The 15,668-nt window shown below is 73.5% G+C and carries 19 protein-coding genes and 1 tRNA gene; 17 read left to right on the forward strand and 3 right to left on the reverse strand.

Annotation, left to right across the window (positions count from 1 at the left end; translation table 11 throughout):
* Positions 1–59: 59 nt before the first annotated feature.
* The 3 genes from Sfr03f_RS24830 to Sfr03f_RS24840 all read left to right on the forward strand — a co-directional run bounded on the left by Sfr03f_RS24830 (position 60) and on the right by Sfr03f_RS24840 (position 3,246).
* Positions 60–617 carry a helix-turn-helix domain-containing protein gene (locus Sfr03f_RS24830; RefSeq protein ID WP_108956299.1) on the forward strand — a complete coding sequence of 186 codons (558 nt, stop codon included), beginning with the start codon at positions 60–62 and terminating at the stop codon, positions 615–617.
* A gap of 92 nt (positions 618–709) precedes the next feature.
* Entirely contained in the window at positions 710–1,579 is an 870-nt protein-coding gene (locus tag Sfr03f_RS24835) for an AraC family transcriptional regulator (protein ID WP_170145151.1), read from the forward strand.
* Between the two features lie 224 nt (positions 1,580–1,803).
* Positions 1,804–3,246 (forward strand): FG-GAP and VCBS repeat-containing protein, encoded by a 1,443-nt coding sequence (locus tag Sfr03f_RS24840; protein WP_108956303.1) that lies wholly within the window; start codon positions 1,804–1,806, stop codon positions 3,244–3,246.
* A gap of 44 nt (positions 3,247–3,290) precedes the next feature.
* Here the strand turns inward: Sfr03f_RS24840 and Sfr03f_RS30390 are convergent, their stop codons facing one another.
* Complete coding sequence (locus Sfr03f_RS30390) at positions 3,291–3,632, reverse strand: hypothetical protein (protein ID WP_159105731.1); 342 nt, start codon at positions 3,630–3,632, stop codon at positions 3,291–3,293.
* Between the two features lie 207 nt (positions 3,633–3,839).
* Here Sfr03f_RS30390 and Sfr03f_RS24850 point away from each other — a divergent pair, with 207 nt between their 5' ends.
* The 5 genes from Sfr03f_RS24850 to Sfr03f_RS24870 all read left to right on the forward strand — a co-directional run bounded on the left by Sfr03f_RS24850 (position 3,840) and on the right by Sfr03f_RS24870 (position 7,939).
* Positions 3,840–4,325 carry a cation:proton antiporter regulatory subunit gene (locus Sfr03f_RS24850; protein ID WP_108956305.1) on the forward strand — a complete coding sequence of 162 codons (486 nt, stop codon included), beginning with the start codon at positions 3,840–3,842 and terminating at the stop codon, positions 4,323–4,325.
* Positions 4,326–4,329: 4 nt separating this feature from the next.
* Complete coding sequence (locus Sfr03f_RS24855) at positions 4,330–5,586, forward strand: cation:proton antiporter (protein ID WP_108956307.1); 1,257 nt, start codon at positions 4,330–4,332, stop codon at positions 5,584–5,586.
* Between the two features lie 231 nt (positions 5,587–5,817).
* Positions 5,818–6,414 carry an HhH-GPD-type base excision DNA repair protein gene (locus tag Sfr03f_RS24860; protein WP_108956309.1) on the forward strand — a complete coding sequence of 199 codons (597 nt, stop codon included), beginning with the start codon at positions 5,818–5,820 and terminating at the stop codon, positions 6,412–6,414.
* Between the two features lie 479 nt (positions 6,415–6,893).
* Positions 6,894–7,190, forward strand: a complete 297-nt coding sequence (locus Sfr03f_RS24865; RefSeq protein ID WP_108956311.1) for a type II toxin-antitoxin system VapB family antitoxin — start codon at positions 6,894–6,896, stop codon at positions 7,188–7,190.
* A gap of 116 nt (positions 7,191–7,306) precedes the next feature.
* Positions 7,307–7,939, forward strand: a complete 633-nt coding sequence (locus Sfr03f_RS24870) for a LytR C-terminal domain-containing protein (protein ID WP_108956313.1) — start codon at positions 7,307–7,309, stop codon at positions 7,937–7,939.
* A 131-nt stretch (positions 7,940–8,070) separates the two neighbouring features.
* Here the strand turns inward: Sfr03f_RS24870 and upp are convergent, their stop codons facing one another.
* Positions 8,071–8,706 (reverse strand): uracil phosphoribosyltransferase, encoded by a 636-nt coding sequence (gene upp / locus Sfr03f_RS24875; RefSeq protein WP_108956315.1) that lies wholly within the window; start codon positions 8,704–8,706, stop codon positions 8,071–8,073.
* A 149-nt stretch (positions 8,707–8,855) separates the two neighbouring features.
* Here upp and Sfr03f_RS24880 point away from each other — a divergent pair, with 149 nt between their 5' ends.
* The 8 genes from Sfr03f_RS24880 (at position 8,856) to Sfr03f_RS24920 (ending at position 14,435) form a co-directional block, all read left to right on the forward strand.
* Positions 8,856–9,812, forward strand: coding sequence for a hypothetical protein (locus Sfr03f_RS24880; protein ID WP_108956316.1), 957 nt, complete (start codon positions 8,856–8,858; stop codon positions 9,810–9,812).
* 197 nt (positions 9,813–10,009) lie between these two features.
* Positions 10,010–10,573 (forward strand): tRNA adenosine deaminase-associated protein, encoded by a 564-nt coding sequence (locus Sfr03f_RS24885; RefSeq protein WP_108956318.1) that lies wholly within the window; start codon positions 10,010–10,012, stop codon positions 10,571–10,573.
* A gap of 117 nt (positions 10,574–10,690) precedes the next feature.
* Entirely contained in the window at positions 10,691–11,122 is a 432-nt protein-coding gene (gene tadA / locus Sfr03f_RS24890) for a tRNA adenosine(34) deaminase TadA (RefSeq protein ID WP_108956636.1), read from the forward strand.
* A 98-nt stretch (positions 11,123–11,220) separates the two neighbouring features.
* Positions 11,221–11,305: transfer RNA gene (locus tag Sfr03f_RS24895), tRNA-Ser, on the forward strand.
* 168 nt (positions 11,306–11,473) lie between these two features.
* The gene (locus Sfr03f_RS24900; protein WP_108956320.1) at positions 11,474–11,656 is read left to right on the forward strand and encodes a hypothetical protein; all 183 of its coding nucleotides are present in this window, start codon (positions 11,474–11,476) and stop codon (positions 11,654–11,656) included.
* A 40-nt stretch (positions 11,657–11,696) separates the two neighbouring features.
* The gene (locus Sfr03f_RS24905; RefSeq protein WP_108956322.1) at positions 11,697–11,990 is read left to right on the forward strand and encodes a Dabb family protein; all 294 of its coding nucleotides are present in this window, start codon (positions 11,697–11,699) and stop codon (positions 11,988–11,990) included.
* 225 nt (positions 11,991–12,215) lie between these two features.
* Complete coding sequence (locus tag Sfr03f_RS24915; protein WP_245967741.1) at positions 12,216–13,304, forward strand: RNA polymerase sigma factor SigF; 1,089 nt, start codon at positions 12,216–12,218, stop codon at positions 13,302–13,304.
* A gap of 243 nt (positions 13,305–13,547) precedes the next feature.
* Positions 13,548–14,435 (forward strand): RNA polymerase sigma factor SigF, encoded by an 888-nt coding sequence (locus Sfr03f_RS24920; protein WP_108956324.1) that lies wholly within the window; start codon positions 13,548–13,550, stop codon positions 14,433–14,435.
* A gap of 134 nt (positions 14,436–14,569) precedes the next feature.
* Here Sfr03f_RS24920 and Sfr03f_RS24925 read toward each other — a convergent pair whose 3' ends face one another.
* Positions 14,570–14,767 carry a hypothetical protein gene (locus tag Sfr03f_RS24925; RefSeq protein WP_108956326.1) on the reverse strand — a complete coding sequence of 66 codons (198 nt, stop codon included), beginning with the start codon at positions 14,765–14,767 and terminating at the stop codon, positions 14,570–14,572.
* Positions 14,768–15,176: 409 nt separating this feature from the next.
* Here Sfr03f_RS24925 and Sfr03f_RS24930 point away from each other — a divergent pair, with 409 nt between their 5' ends.
* The gene (locus Sfr03f_RS24930; RefSeq protein WP_108956328.1) at positions 15,177–15,641 is read left to right on the forward strand and encodes a MarR family winged helix-turn-helix transcriptional regulator; all 465 of its coding nucleotides are present in this window, start codon (positions 15,177–15,179) and stop codon (positions 15,639–15,641) included.
* Positions 15,642–15,668: the final 27 nt, after the last annotated feature.

Below are 15,668 nucleotides of genomic sequence, written 5' to 3' on the forward strand. Positions count from 1 at the left end.
GGCCCGGCGTCTACCGCAAACACACTTGCACAATTCGCAAGATGCTGGAGGATGGGCCCATGAACGCAGTCGCCGACATCGAAGCCCTGGCGCGCTCGCGCCTGAGGAGCATGCGCACCACCCTGGGGTACTCCCTGGACGAGCTGGCCGCACGCACGAACCTCAGCCCGTCGACCATCAGCCGTGTCGAGACGGGCAAACGCACGCTCAGCCTCGATGTGCTGGTGCCGCTGGCCAACGCCCTGCAGATGAGTCTGGACGTGCTCTTCGAGGCGCCCACGGACGACGACGTCGTGATCCGGCCGGTCGCGCACAGCAGCGGCACCCGGACGACGTGGCCGCTGAGCCGTCCGGACGGGCGCACGGTCGCGATGAAGATGCGCCTCGAGCCGTCCGACACCCCGCCGTGCCAGCGGATGCACCCGGGCCACGACTGGTTCCTCGTGCTGGAGGGGCGGGTGCGTCTGTGGCTGGGCGAGCGGCAGATCGACGTCGGCACGGGGGAGGCAGCGGAGTTCGCGACGATGGTCCCGCACGCGATCACGGCCCTGGACGGTCCCGCCGAGCTGCTCATGGTGTTCGACCGGGACGGGCAGCGCGCGCACGTGCACCAGTGAGCCGCCGGGGTCGCTGGATGACCGGATCGGTCCGCGGTGGTCGGGTGCGGGACGCCCGGGTCCTGCGAGGGTCGTGGACGGAAGGAGGCCTCGTGATCGCGGCGCTCAACAAGCTGGTCGACCTGGTCGAGGAGCACCTCGCGGAGGAGCTCGACGTCGGGGCGCTGGCCCGGCGGTCCGGCACCACGGAGTACCACCTGCGGCGGATGTTCTCGTCGCTGGCCGGCATGCCGCTGTCGGAGTACGTGCGGCGGCGGCGCATGACGGTCGCCGCGGCGGACGTCGTCCGGGGCGGGGAGGACCTGCTGGGCATCGCGGTGCGGCACGGGTACGGGTCGGCCGAGGCGTTCGGCCGGGCGTTCCGCGCCGTGCACGGCGCGGCGCCCGGTGAGGTGCGCCGCGACGGAGGCCCCCTCCGGACACAACCGCAGCTCAGGTTCCGCCTGAGCGTCGAAGGGAGCACCCCCATGGACACCCGCATCACCGACCGTCCCGCGTTCCGGCTGGTCGGGCACGCCGCCCGCGTGCCGTTGATCCACCAGGGCGTCAACCCGCACATCCAGCGGCACATCGCCTCCCTGCCGACGGAGGAGCACGGGCGGCTGAAGGCGCTGAGCGCGACGGAGCCGCGGGGCCTGCTCCAGGTCACCGACGACGTGGCGCAGGACGCGGCGGAAGGCACTGAGCTCACCTACCTGCACGGGGTGGCCGTGCCCCCGGAGGCGCCGGTGCCCGAGGACCTCGACGTCCTCGAGGCGCAGGCCGGCACGTGGGCGGTGTTCCCCAGCGCGGGTGCGTACCCGCAGGCGCTGCAGAGCACCTGGGCGGCGACGGCGACCGAGTGGTTCCCGTCCAACCCGTGGCGGCTGCGGCCGGGGCCGTCGATCGTCGCGGTCCTGGAGCTGGCGGACGACTTCTCCACCGCGAGCTGCGAGCTCTGGCTGCCGGTCGAGCCGGCGTGACGGCCGGCGGTCGGGCGCGGGTCCGCGTGACGGCCGGCCGTCGGGCGCGGGCCCCGTGACGGCTGCCGGTCGGGCCGGGGTGACGGTGGGGTGAGGGGCACAGCGGGCGGTGCGGTGGGGACCGCCGCGGCGGTGACGGTGGGGCGTACAACCATCGGGTGGGGTCGCGAGTCGAAGGGGCGGTAAGCACACCTCTTTGTTCACGCGCAGACACTGGAGCCCCGTTGCGTCCCACTCGCACCGCCGCTGTCGCGGCGGTCCTCGCCGCGGCCCTCACCGGGCCGCTGCTCACCGCCGCCCCCGCCTCGGCGGCGCCGGCCAAGCTCGCCGACGACTTCAACGGGGACGGCTACCGCGACCTCGTCCTGGCCGGCGGACGGTACGGCAAGGACTACCGGATCACCGTGGTGTACGGCACCTCCTCCGGGCCGGGGACGAAGGTGCAGACGATCCACCAGAACTCGGCCGGCATCCCGGGTTCCGTGGAGGAGGGCGACGGCTGGGGCGAGAGCGTCACCAGCGCCGACCTCGACCGCGACGGGTACGCCGACCTGGTCGTCGCCTCACCCGGCGAGGCCGTCGGCGACCTCCAGATCGCCGGCGGGCTCACCGTCGTGTGGGGCGGCGCCTCGGGTCTCGGGTCCGGCACGGTGTACCACTCGCCGATCGCCCCCGAGTACGCCGGCTCCGGTGACTCCTTCGGCCGTGAGGTCGTGACCGGCGACTTCGACGGCGACGGCGACGCGGACCTCGTCGCGAGCAGCGACAGCCGCGCGGCCGCCGTACTGCTCAAGGGACCCTTCACCCGGGCCGGCGGGCACGGCGGCTCCCAGTCGCTGGGCGGCAGCTACATCTACCCGTACGTGATGCGCCTGGCGGCGGGCAAGGTGGACGGGGACGCCGCGACCGACCTGTACATCCTGGGCGTCGACCAGGAGGACATCAACCTGCGGGCCTACTACCACCGCGGCGGCAGCGGCTTCGCCACCCGCGCGGCCGCGGTGGTCGTCCCGGAGGCCACCCCGGACTCCCCCGGCCCGGGACCGCTCACCACCGCCATCGGCGACTTCGACAAGGACGGTTTCGGCGACCTCGCCGTCGGCCGCGGCGGGGAGTACACCGACGACAACAGCGGGTACGTGGCCGTGCAGTACGGCGGCGCGAACGGGCCGAACAGCGCGCGCAAGCCGGTGAAGTTCACCCAGGACACCTCCGGGGTGCCCGGCGCGGTGGAGACGGACGACATGTTCGGCTACTCCGTGGCGGCCGGCGACGTGAACGGCGACGGCTACGCGGACCTCGCCGTCGGCAGCCCGGGCGAGGACCTGGCGGGCATGCGCGACGGCGGCGCGGTCACCGTCCTGCTCGGCCGGGCGGGCGGTCTCTCCGGAACCGGGGCGAAGGCCTACGACCAGGGCACCTCGGGTGTCGCCGGGGCCGTCGAGAAGGACGACCGCTTCGGCTTCACGCTCAAGCTGACGGACTACACCCGTGACGGCCGGGCCGACCTGATGGTGGGCACGGTGGAGTGGGCCGGCGAGACCCTCGGCATGGTGCAGATGCTGAAGGGCTCCTCCACCGGCACCACGGGCACCGGTTCGAAGTCGTACACGGTGTCCTCGCTCAAGCAGTCGTACAGCGACCTCGGCACCTGGATGTTCTCGTAGTCGTGCCGTAGGGGTTCCCGGACTCCCACGCGGGACGTCCGCGCTCACCCGGCGACCGTGACCGGCGGCTTCCGCCGGTCACGGGACAGCCGCAGCACGAACGCCCCGCGCCCAGGGGTCCGCGGGGCGGTGACCACCGTGACCCGGCCCGGCCCGAGCCCGGGGAGTACGGAAGCCGGCGAACCCGCCGCCCGCGTGACCATCCCCAGCGCGTCCCGGCCGAGCGGCGTCACCGCGGTCGGCCCGACCAGCCCCACCAGCGCCACCAGCGCGACCCGCCGGGCCTGCGCGACCAGCGCGACCCGCCGGGCCTGCGCGACCAACCCGGCCGGCGCGGCCAGCCCGACCCGCCGGGCCTGCGCGACCAGCCCGGCCGGCGCGGTCATTGCATGGTGCGGGCCTCCCCACGGCGGTCTCGGCCTCACCACGGGCACCGTCGTGCCCGCAGGCCGTGCCGGACGGTGACGGAGCCCACGACCCGCCGACGCCGACGCAGCGTTCCCGGTCGCCTACTGTGGCGGAGCGGGCTTTACCTGCGCATTACACATACCGCTCGGCGCAAACCAGGGCGGGATACAGCGAAAGGGATCGCGGTGGGAATTCCACGCCTCAGCAGTACGCCCCTGCCGGGCATCGGAGTGCGGTACGACATGACGACGCGCGAACGCCGGTGCCTCTCGGTGGTGGCCCAGCGCGACGGCAGCCGCACGATCACCGCCTACGGCCAGGACGACCCGGACGCCGCCGAGATGTCGGTGCACCTGACCGCCGGCGAGTCGCAGGCCCTGATCGACGCGCTGGCCCCGGACCACCACAGCCCCAGCCTGCTCTCCGGCAGCGACCTGGGCCTGGTCGCCGAGCGCATCGAACTCTCCGGCACGGCGCGCTGGAACGGCCGGCTGCTCGGCGACACGCAGATCCGGACGCGCACCGGCGCGTCGATCGTCGCCGTGATGCGCCGCGCCGAGGCGATTCCCTCGCCGACGCCGGCCTTCCGCCTCGCGGGCGGCGACATCCTGATCGTGATCGGCACCCGCGAAGGCGTGGAAGCCGCCGCGGCGATACTCGAGCAGGACTGATCGGGTGCATTCGACCGCGACGTTCCTCATCGAATTCGGCGCCATCATCCTCGGCCTCGGCCTTCTCGGCCGCTTCGCCGGGCGCTTCCAGTTCTCCCCGATCCCCCTCTACCTGCTGGCCGGACTCGCCTTCGGCGAAGGCGGGCTGCTGCCGCTGGGCGCCAGCGAGGAGTTCGTGGCGATCGGGGCGGAGATCGGCGTCATCCTGCTCCTGCTGATGCTGGGGCTCGAGTACACCGCCTCCGACCTGGTCTCCAACCTCAAGACGCAGTACCCGGCCGGCCTCGTCGACATGGCGCTCAACGCACTCCCGGGCGCCGCGATGGCGCTGCTGCTGGGCTGGGGCCCGGTGGCCGCGGTGGTCCTGGCGGGCGTCACCTGGATCTCCTCCTCCGGTGTCATCGCCAAGGTGCTGAACGACCTCGGACGGGTGGGCAACCGGGAGACCCCGGTGATTCTGAGCATCCTGGTCCTCGAGGACCTCTCGATGGCCGTGTACCTGCCGATCATCACCGCCCTGCTGGCCGGCACCGGCCTCGCCGCCGGCAGCGTGACGCTGGCGATCGCGCTGGGCGTCGCCGGACTGGTGCTCTTCCTGGCGGTCCGCTTCGGCCGGCACATCTCCCGGTTCGTCTCGCACCAGGACCCGGAGAAGCTGCTGCTGGTGGTGCTGGGGCTGACCCTGCTGGTCGCGGGCATCGCCCAGCAGCTCCAGGTGTCGGCTGCGGTCGGCGCGTTCCTGGTGGGCATCGCCCTGTCCGGCGAGGTCGCGGAGGGCGCGCACCACCTGCTGTCGCCGCTGCGGGACCTGTTCGCCGCCGTGTTCTTCGTCTTCTTCGGCCTGCACACCGACCCGGCGGCGATTCCGCCGGTGCTGCTGCCGGCGCTGGCGCTGGCCGTGGTCACCGCGCTCAGCAAGATCGCCACCGGTTACTGGGCGGCCCGGCGCGCGGGCATCTCGGTCAACGGGCGCTGGCGCGCCGGCGGGACGCTGGTGGCGCGCGGCGAGTTCTCCATCGTGATCGCGGGGCTGGCGGTCACCTCGGGCATCGAGCCGAGGCTGGGGCCGCTGGCCACGGCGTACGTGCTGATCCTGGTGATCGTCGGACCGCTCACCGCGCGGTACACCCAGCCGGTGGCGCTCGCCCTCACCCGGGCGACGGCCCGGCGTCGTGCCGCCTCCACGGGGGTGAGCGCCCCGTCCGCCGGGGACGCGTCCGGCGTGGAGCCGCGGGAGACGGAACCGGCCGAGCGCTCCTGACGCGGCCGGCCCGGGCCGGCCTGGTGGCATCAGGAACCGGCCCGGGCACGGCCGGGGCGTCAGGAGCCGTCGGCCCGGGCGGGGGCCGGGAGGGGGCGGAGCCACGCGGAAGCGGAAGGTCGTGCCCGGACCCGACGTCCAGGTGGGGCCGCGTGTCCGGGGCAGAGCGGAAGACGGCGAGGTGGCGGGGGCCGGGGAGCGGGACGGCGGCGGGCGCGGGATCATCGGGGCATGGACGTCACCCTCCGCCTCGCCCAGGACCCTCCGGCCGACGAGCTGCTCGGCCGCAGCCCCCTCGCCGCGCTGGTCGGCATGCTGCTGGACCAGCAGGTGCCGATGGAGTGGGCGTTCAAGGGCCCGCGCACCATCGCCGACCGGATGGGCGCGCAGGACCTGGACGCCCACGAGATCGCCGCGCAGGACCCCGACGCCTTCGCCGCGCTGCTCTCCGAGAAGCCGGCCGTGCACCGCTATCCCGGTTCGATGGCCGGGCGCATCCAGCAGCTCTGCCAGTACCTGGTGGAGCACTACGACGGGGACGCCGAGGCGGTCTGGCGGGGCGTCACGGACGGCAAGGAGCTGCTGAAGCGGCTCAAGGAGCTTCCCGGCTTCGGCGCGCAGAAGGCGCAGATCTTCCTGGCGCTGCTCGGCAAGCAACTGGAGGTCCGCCCCCAGGGGTGGCGCGAGGCGGCGGGCTCGTACGGGGAGGAGGGCTCCTTCCGCTCGGTCGCCGACATCACCGGCCCCGACTCCCTGGTGAAGGTCCGCGCCCACAAGCAGGAGATGAAGGCGGCGGCGAAGGCGGCGAAGGCCGCCAAGGCGAAGTAACCGGGCCGGCCGCCCCCGGCCGCCCCCGGCAGCACAGCGCCGTGCCGCCTCGGTGTCACGGACGGACACCCCGGCACCGCGCCACGGCACGGGTCAGCACGGCGACCCGTGCGGACACGACGGCAACACGCCACAGCAGGGGCTGCCACCGTGCCACGGCGCAACGGCACGTGCGGGCACGGCGACCGGTGCGGGCACGGCCGTATTTGCGCCACGGCACGGCGAGCACGGCAGCACTACGCCACGGCAAGGGCGGGCACGGCGGCACGTGCGGGCGCCGCGGCACGCGGGCGCCCCGACGCGCAGGCACCGCGGTACGGCGCCGCACAGGGCGGGTACGGCACTGTGCCCCGGGCACACAGCGCGGGGCCGGAGATGCGGGCGGCGCGGTGACGGGGCGGGGTCGCGGCGTGGCCCGGAGGTGGCCGGTTCGGGTTACGTGGCTGCGCCGAGCGCACCATCCCCGGTAGGCTTTCCGTGTGATCTTCAAGCGCATCGGAAACGGCCGGCCGTACCCCGATCACGGCCGGGAAAGCACCCGGCAGTGGGCGGACGTCGCACCGCGCCCGGTCCGCCTCGATCAGCTCGTGACGACCAAGGGCCAGCTCGACCTGGAGACCTTGCTCGCCGAGGACTCCACCTTCTACGGCGACCTCTTCGCGCACGTCGTGAAGTGGCGGGGCGACCTCTACCTGGAGGACGGCCTGCACCGCGCGGTCCGTGCCGCCCTCCAGCAGCGTCAGATCCTGCACGCCCGTGTGCTGGAAATGGACTGATCGGCGCAGGCTGTTGCCCCTTTCGGGTTGTCTCCCGCCAGGATGATGATCGTCTTGTAGGCATCCTCGGCCGGGCGCACTACGCTGCGCTCATGAGCATGCTGACCCCACCCGGCATGGGCGGCCGGTACCGCGTGACGGGGAAGACCTACCCCCGCATGCGCCGGCCGAAGAAGCGCCGCCGAATCGTCGCGCTGACCGCGCTCCCCGTGGCCCTGCTGGGGCTCCTCGGCTGGGGCACGCTGCAGCTCATCGACGTCTTCACCGGCGGTGACCAGGCCTCCGCGGCCGGCGCGGGCGCGCGGTGCGCCGCCCGCCCGAGCGCTTCGCCGACCCCCGCGAAGGTCTACCCGCGGCCCGACGGCATCACCGTCAACGTCCTCAACGCGACCACCCGCGAGGGCCTGGCCAAGAAGACCGCCGACGAGCTGAAGAAGCGCGGCTTCCGGATCGGCGAGGTGGGCAACGCGCCGAAGGAGTACGACAAGAAGGTGAAGGCCACCGGACTGCTGCTGGGCGGCCCGGAGGCGGCCGACACCGTGCTGCCGGTGCTGGGCACCCAGCTGGCCGGGGCCGAGGTCCGGCCGGACCCGGCGCGCAAGCCGGACGGGAAGGCGAAGACGCCGGTGGTGGACCTGATCATCGGCGACGCGTTCAAGGACCTCTCCGCGCCGGGCGACGCCGACAAGGCGCTCACCACGCTCACCGCGCCCGCTCCGGCCCCCGAGGCCACGCGCAAGGGCTGCTGAGCCCCGCATCCGTCCCGCCGGCCCTCCCTGCAGGCCCCGCCGGTCCGCGCCGCGGCCCCGCCTTCGCGTCCGTGACGTGAGAAGACCTCGCCCCGAGGGGCGAGGTCTTCCCGTCACGCTGCGGGGAAGCGTTACTCCGCGGCGCCGTACATGCGGTCGCCCGCGTCGCCGAGGCCCGGGACGATGTAGCCGTTCTCGTTGAGCCGCTCGTCGACGGAGGCGGTCACCACGGTGACCGGCACGTTCGCCAGCTCGCGCTCCATGACCTCCACGCCCTCCGGCGCGGCCAGCAGCACTACGGCCGTCACGTCGTCGGCGCCGCGGTCGATCAGCTCGCGGATGGCGGCGACCAGCGTGCCGCCGGTGGCCAGCATCGGGTCCAGCACGTACACCTGGCGGCCGGAGAGGTCCTCCGGCATCCGGGTGGCGTAGGTGGAGGCGGTCAGCGTCTCCTCGTTGCGCACCATGCCCAGGAAGCCCACCTCGGCGGTCGGCAGCAGCCGGACCATGCCGTCGAGCATGCCGAGGCCGGCCCGGAGGATCGGCACCACCAGGGGGCGCGGGTGGGACAGCCGGGTACCGGTGGTGGTGGCCACCGGGGTCTCGATCTCGACCTGCTCGGTGCGCACGTCACGGGTGGCCTCGTAGGCCAGCAGGGTGACGAGCTCGTCGGCGAGCCGACGGAAGGTCGCGGAATCGGTGCGCCGGTCGCGCAGGGTCGAGAGCTTGTGGGCGACCAGCGGGTGGTCGACGACGTGGAGACGCATTGCTCCACAGTAACCGGGCGCGAGGACCCCACCCACCAGGCCGTCCGGTCCCCGCCGGGGGCACGTCCGCCTCGTCCGGGCGGCATCGAATCCGCCGACCGAGGGAAGGTGGAGGGAACACGGACAGACCGGACCGGGGTGGTGACGCTGTGCCCGACCGCAGTCCCCGACAGCAGGCGCCCCGACGGCGGCCGCAGCGGGACGAGGCGAAGAGGTCCCGGGCCGGTGAGCCCGGAACCGGCGCCGACTCCCCCGCCGAACCCCGCCCCGCACCCCGTACCGGCGCCCGCGCGAAGAGCCGCACCAAGGCCGCCGCCGAACCCCGCCCCGGCGCCCGCACGGCAGCAGACACCGGGTCCCGCACCGGCAAGACCGCCGCCGAGCCCAGCCCCGCACCCCGGCCCGGCGCGCGTCCCGCACCCCGGGCCAAGGCCACCACCGAACCCCGCACCGGCACCCTCACCGCAGCCGACACCGGGTCCCGCACCGGCAAGACCGCCGCCGAGCCAGGGGGTGCAGCCCGCCCCGCCCCCCGCAGCAAGGCCACCACCGAACCCCGCACCGGCAAGGCGGCCGCCGAGCCACGCACCGCCACCACAATCGGGCCGCGCACCGGCGCCCGCGCCAAGGCCGGGGCCGGGGCCCGCGCCGCCGGGTCGTCTCCCGCGGCCGACTCCGCACCCCGCACCGCCTCCCGGGCCAGGGCCGCCACCGCGCCCCGCACCGGTTCCGGTTCCCCCGCCGGCTCCCGCGCCTCCGAGGCCGGGGCCGGGGCGCAGGCGGGGACGGGGTCCCGTTCCGCCGCCCGCGCCGCGGAGCCGCGCACCGAGGGCCGGGCCGTGGCACGGACCGTGCTCGGGACCGGGCCGGGGCCGGCCGCCGGGTTCATCCCCCCGTCCGGCGCCCCGCGCCGCAGCAGCTCCGAGCCGCCGCCCCCGCCCCGTCCGGTGAGGCCCCCGGAGACGGACGAGGAGCGGCGCCGCCGACGGGCCCAGTTCCTGCGCGACCTGGCCGAGGCGCGCGAACTGCGCGCCCGCGTGCAGCCCCGCCGCGCCAAGGCGGCACGCCTGCGCCACGCCATGCGCATGCGCACCTTCCGCTGGTAGGCGCACCACGACGCGCCGGGCGCGCGAAGGGCTCCGGGGCAGATCCCGGGCAAAAGAGCCAGACACAGGCGGTCGAAGACATCCCCTGAGCGCGAGGTTTCTGCCACGATTCCGAGTGGGCGGGACCTCGGTCCCCGCCCGCGACCCCGCCGGGGGGACCCCCAACCGGCACACCTATGACCAGTGGGAGAGTCACGGTGTACTTCGCCGCACTGCTCGCGCGCACCGAAGACGGGTGGGAAGCGAGCGACACGGAGCTCGACGATGTGGAGACCCTGGCGGACCTGGCCGACCTGGCCCGCGAAGCCTCGCCCGACGACGACACGGTGCTGGTGCTGATCGAACAGGAGGACGCCTGGTTCGGCGTCGTGCGCGTGGACGGCGAGGACGACCCTCGCATCTACGTGTCGAACGCCGCGGCCGCCCGCCGCAGCTCCTACGGGGAGATCCTGCTCACCGACGACGTGCTCGGCCGCGATCCGGAGGAGGACGACACCACCGACCTGGACGCGCTGGACCTGGACGGCACCGAGGACGGTGAGCCGCTCGCGACGGCCGGCGCATCCGACGACCACGACAACGACGACGGTGCCGCTACCGGCCCGGGCGGCTTCGTGCCGCACGGGCCGGTCGGCGACGCCGAGGTCCTCGAGGACCTCGGCGTGAGCGAGAAGGAGCTCCGTTCCCTGGTGCCGGACGGCGCGCTCAACACCATCGCCGAGACCCTCGGCGCCTCCGAGGTCCTGGAGACGGTCCGCTAACGTCCCCGTGTGACCAACGACCCGACCGCCCCGCGCCCCCTTCCGGGCGCGGGGCGGATCCGTGCCACAGGCACCGGCCCCGCCCCCGACCCCGTGCGCGACCCCTGGCGGTCCGTCATGCGCCGTGCCCTGGACCAGGCACGGGCCGCGCTGCCGGGGGGCGACGTCCCGGTGGGCGCCCTCGTGCTCGCCCCCGACGGCGTCACGGTGCTCTCCGTCGCCCACAACGAGCGCGAGGCCACCGGCGACCCCACCGCCCACGCCGAGATCCTGGCGCTGCGCCGCGCCGCGGCCGCCCGGGGTGAGTGGCGGTTGCCCGGCTGCACGCTGGTGGTGACCCTGGAGCCCTGCGTGATGTGCGCGGGGGCACTGGTGCAGTCACGCGTCGACCGGGTCGTCTACGGCGCCCGCGACGAGAAGGCCGGCGCCGCCGGCTCCCTGTGGGACCTGGTCCGCGACCGCCGCCTCAACCACCGCCCCGAGGTGATCGAGGGCGTCCTCGCCGACGACTGCGCCCGCCTGCTCACGGACTTCTTCCGCGCCCGCTGAGCTCCCCGGACACCCCGCCGGACCCTGCCGGGTTCCTCCACGGCCCCGGCCGCGGAACCGATTTCTGCCAGCGGCCGCCGTGATGTAAAGTCTCCCTCGGTAGCGTGTCCGAGCGGCCGAAGGAGCTCGCCTCGAAAGCGAGTGTGGCGCAAGTCACCGAGGGTTCAAATCCCTCCGCTACCGCTCTGGAAGGGCCCCGCCGTACGGCGGGGCCCTTCGTGCGTTCGCCCGCACGTCCCGCGCGGGTCCGGTGTGTGCCCCCTGGGGACGCCGGTACTTGTGTGCGTGCGGGGCCGCACGGTTAGACTCCCCGCGGCAGCAGGCCGGATGGCTGACGGGGGAGGGACCGCGATGGCGGCGAACGCGAAGACGATAGGGCTGGGCATCGTCGTGGTGTTCGCGCTGTACGTGATCATCACCGACCCCCACACCGCTGCCGGTTATGTCGAGATGGGCTTCGAGGGCATCTCCGCGGCGGCCTCCGCCATCGGCGATTTCATGACCTGGATCGCGCGGGGCGGCAGCAGCAGCTGACGGCGGGCGCCCCGAGGCCCCCGTGCACCCGGGAGTCCCCGTGATCCGCCACCTGGTCCTCTTCAAGCTCAACGACGGCGTCGTGCGGGACGACCCGCGGGTCGTCGAGGGGGCGCGGATCTTCGCCTCGCTCGGGGAGAAGATTCCGGAGCTGCGGTTCTGGGAGTGCGGCTGGAACGTCAGCGACCGGCCCATCGCCTACGACTTCGCCATCAACTCCGCGGTCGAGGACGCCGAGGCGCTGCGCGCCTACGTCGAGCACCCGGAGCACCAGGCCGGCGTCGCGCTGTGGCGCGAGTTCGCCACCTGGGTGATCGCCGACTACGAATTCTGACCGTTCCGGATCACTTCCGGGGCCCCTCGCCGAGCTCGGCGGGGGGCTCCTTCGCGTTCGGGACACGGCCTCCCGGTCCCGTCGGCGCCCCGCTTCGCCGCCAACACGGCAGGGGGCAGGTGCTTGCGCCCCCTGTTCCGTCTTGTGATGCTATGACCGCTTTTGACGGATGAGTTGATCGATGACGAGGTGGAGTTGACCGTGCCGGCCAGTACTGCGCCTCCCGTGCCGTCCCAGGAACCCGCGCCACGCGCCGGGAGCACCGACCGCTCCACGACCGTGGAGTGCCTGGAACGCGCCGGCCGCCCCACCGGGCACGTGGCCGACAGCCCCACCGAGCACGCCTGTGACCGCACGCCGGAGCACAACGCCGACCGCACGCCCGGGCACGCTCCCGACCGCACGACCGGGCACGCTCCCGACCGCACGCCCGAGCACAACGCCGACCGCACGGCCGAGGACGCCGCCGACGGCCTCACCGACCGTCCCGCCGACGGTCCCGCCGGGGGCGCCGTCGAGAGTGCCCCGCGTACCGAGCGCCCCCGCGGCACCCGGGGCGCGGACACCAGGGCGCTGACGCAGGTGCTGTTCGGGCAGCTCAAGCAGCTCCAGCCGGGCACCCCCGAGCACGACCGGGTCCGCGGCGCCCTGATCGAGGCCAACCTCCCCCTGGTCCGCTACGCCGCCGCCCGCTTCCGCAGCCGCAACGAGCCGATGGAGGACGTCGTCCAGGTCGGCACCATCGGGCTGATCAACGCGATCGACCGGTTCGACCCGGACCGCGGCGTCCAGTTCCCCACCTTCGCGATGCCCACCGTGGTGGGCGAGATCAAGCGGTACTTCCGCGACAACGTCCGCACCGTGCACGTCCCGCGCCGTCTGCACGAGCTGTGGGTACAGGTGAACGCCGCCACCGAGGACCTCACCACCGCCTTCGGCCGCTCCCCGACCACCTCCGAGATCGCCGAGCGGCTGCGCATCTCCGAGGAGGAGGTCCTCACCTGCATCGAGGCCGGCCGTTCCTACCACGCGACCTCGCTGGAGGCCGCCCAGGAGGGCGACGGCATGCCCGGCCTGCTGGACCGGCTCGGCTACGAGGACCCCGCGCTGGACGGCGTCGAGCACCGCGACCTGGTCCGTCACCTGCTGGTCCAGCTCCCCGAGCGGGAACAGCGCATCCTGCTGCTGCGCTACTACAACAACCTCACGCAGTCGCAGATCAGCGCCGAGCTGGGCGTCTCCCAGATGCACGTGTCACGGTTGCTGGCCCGATCCTTCCAACGGCTGCGTTCCGCAAACAGGATCGAGGCATAATCCCCACGAGGGATTCGACGGTGCGCCCCCCTGTGCCTCGTTGAGCCGTGACGTGCCGTCATACGGCCTCTGTGCTGCGCCTATTCGCCGGTCACATGTCGACAAGTCACTACAGCGCGTTGCCGACTTGTGACATTCTTCGGGAAGCGTGTTTGCCGGGACCCAGGCTCCGGTATTCAGGTGAGGGCTGCGCTCCCCGACGGAGCGCCGGCCGCGACCGTCCGCGACCCAAAAGGGGGTGGCATGTCCGCAGACCAGGGCAGCTCGAAGGTGCTCACGCTCACGAAGAGCGCGTCCGCGCCCGACGCGCTCGACAATGTCCCGGGCCTCGACGAAGCGCCGGTCCCGGCGCCCGCCGCCGCCCCGGCCGTCATCGACACCCGCACGCTGTCCCGCTCCCTGTTCCTGCGGCTCGCCTCGCTCGACGAGAACAGCCCGGAGCGCGCCTACGTCCGGGACACCCTGATCGAGCTGAACCTCCCCCTCGTGCGCTACGCCGCGGCCCGCTTCCGCAGCCGCAACGAGCCGATGGAGGACATCGTCCAGGTCGGCACCATCGGGCTGATCAAGGCGATCGACCGGTTCGACTGCGAGCGCGGCGTGGAGTTCCCGACCTTCGCGATGCCGACGGTCGTGGGCGAGATCAAGCGCTTCTTCCGTGACACCTCCTGGTCGGTGCGCGTCCCGCGCCGTCTGCAGGAGCTGCGCCTGGCCCTCACCAAGGCCGGCGACGAGCTCTCCCAGAAGCTGGACCGCTCGCCCACCGTCTCGGAGCTCGCCGCGGTCCTCGGCGTCTCCGAGGAGGACGTGGTCGACGGCCTCGCGGTGGGCAACGCCTACACCGCCTCCTCGCTGGACTCCCCGGCCCCGGAGGACGACGGCGGCGAGGGATCGCTGGCCGACCGCCTCGGCTACGAGGACACCGCGCTGGAGGGCGTCGAGTACCGGGAGTCCCTCAAGCCGCTGCTGGCCAAGCTGCCCCCGCGGGAGCGCCGGATCATCACGCTGCGCTTCTTCGCGAACATGACCCAGTCGCAGATCGGTGAGGAGGTCGGCATCTCCCAGATGCACGTCTCCCGGCTGCTGACCCGCACCCTGGCGCAGCTGCGCGAGGGCCTGATCGCGGACTGACCCGCCCGCCCGCGGGGCGGTCGCCGCTCGAGCGGGCACGGAACGACGGACGCCAGGCCGCCGGAACCCTGTGGTTCCGGCGGCCGGCGTCGTCCGTCCGCGCTCCGGGCAGGGCCCGGGGCGCGCCGAGCGTGTCAGGCGAGCGCCAGCCACGCCACCGCGGCGACGACCGCCACGACGGCGACGATGCCGATGATCACGCCGATCCGGGGTCCTCCCGCGGAGGCCGCCTGCGGCTGACGCGCCTGCGGCTCCTCGTCGACGAACGCGCGGAACATCTGGGTGCTGCCGGCCGGGTCGTAATTGCCCTGGGGGCCCTGGGTGTTAGCCATGGCCAGGACCCTAGCGAATGGCGGGGGCCCGGCCCAAGTGCAGGCCGGAACCGGTGCCGAAACCGCCCGGAACCACCGCCGGGCGTTCCCGGCCCGCCCCCGGACCACCCACACGGCGCCCCGAGCCCGTCACCCTCCTCCGCGACTCCCTCCCGGACTCCTCCGCGACTCCCTCCCGGACTCCTCCGCAGACCTCCCGGGCTCCACCGTGGCTCCTTCTCGGGCCCCTCCGCCGACCCTCCCGACCGACCGCCCGCGCCCTGACCTGCGCTCTTACCTAACCTTCACTTTCGCCAATACTTGCCTTTGCCAAGTTTTGATGTACCGCACACCGTTTTCGTTTGCCTACTGCAACCAACCTTCTTACGGTTGGTATACGCAACGATCGACGGCGGTTCCAGGAGGTTGGATGGCCAGGCAGGCGCAGTTCGAGGAGCTGCTGCGGCAGCTCAGCGCCGTCGGGGCCGTCAAGCGGGAGCTGGCACGCCGGCTGCCGCCCGAGTGTCCGCCCGGGTCGGCCGCCGTCCTGACGCTGCTCGACCGTCACGGGGACATGCGTCTGAGCCGGCTCGCGGAGCTGCTCGCGGTGGACATCTCCGTGTGCAGCAGGCACGTCTCGCACGTCGCCGACCAGGGATGGGTGGAACGACTGCCCGACCCGGACGACAAGCGGTCCCGCCTGCTGCGTCTCAGCGACACGGGCCGTGACCGGCTCACCGACCTGTCGCTGCGCTCGACCGCGTTGCTCTCCGAACGGCTCGGGGACTGGAGCGACGAGGACGTCGCCCGCCTCACCGAGCTGATGACGCGCTTCCGGCAGAGCTTCGGCGACTGCCGTCGGACCACGGCCGTGCACCACCACGACCGTTCCTGAGACAGACCAGACAGACCAGACAGACCA

This window comes from Streptomyces fragilis, assembly GCF_003112515.1.
Classification (GTDB): domain Bacteria; phylum Actinomycetota; class Actinomycetes; order Streptomycetales; family Streptomycetaceae; genus Streptomyces; species Streptomyces fragilis.

Excerpts from the sequence above, each read along its gene's own strand:
- Sfr03f_RS24830 (WP_108956299.1), top strand. The coding sequence starts at position 60 with ATGAACGCAGTCGCCGACATCGAAGCCCTGGCGCGCTCGCGCCTGAGG.
- Sfr03f_RS30390 (WP_159105731.1), bottom strand. The coding sequence starts at position 3,632 with ATGACCGCGCCGGCCGGGCTGGTCGCGCAGGCCCGGCGGGTCGGGCTG.
- Sfr03f_RS24860 (WP_108956309.1), top strand. The coding sequence starts at position 5,818 with ATGGACGTCACCCTCCGCCTCGCCCAGGACCCTCCGGCCGACGAGCTG.
- Sfr03f_RS24870 (WP_108956313.1), top strand. The coding sequence starts at position 7,307 with ATGGGCGGCCGGTACCGCGTGACGGGGAAGACCTACCCCCGCATGCGC.
- upp (WP_108956315.1), bottom strand. The coding sequence starts at position 8,706 with ATGCGTCTCCACGTCGTCGACCACCCGCTGGTCGCCCACAAGCTCTCG.
- tadA (WP_108956636.1), top strand. The coding sequence starts at position 10,691 with ATGCGCCGTGCCCTGGACCAGGCACGGGCCGCGCTGCCGGGGGGCGAC.
- Sfr03f_RS24900 (WP_108956320.1), top strand. The coding sequence starts at position 11,474 with ATGGCGGCGAACGCGAAGACGATAGGGCTGGGCATCGTCGTGGTGTTC.
- Sfr03f_RS24920 (WP_108956324.1), top strand. The coding sequence starts at position 13,548 with ATGTCCGCAGACCAGGGCAGCTCGAAGGTGCTCACGCTCACGAAGAGC.
- Sfr03f_RS24925 (WP_108956326.1), bottom strand. The coding sequence starts at position 14,767 with ATGGCTAACACCCAGGGCCCCCAGGGCAATTACGACCCGGCCGGCAGC.
- Sfr03f_RS24930 (WP_108956328.1), top strand. The coding sequence starts at position 15,177 with ATGGCCAGGCAGGCGCAGTTCGAGGAGCTGCTGCGGCAGCTCAGCGCC.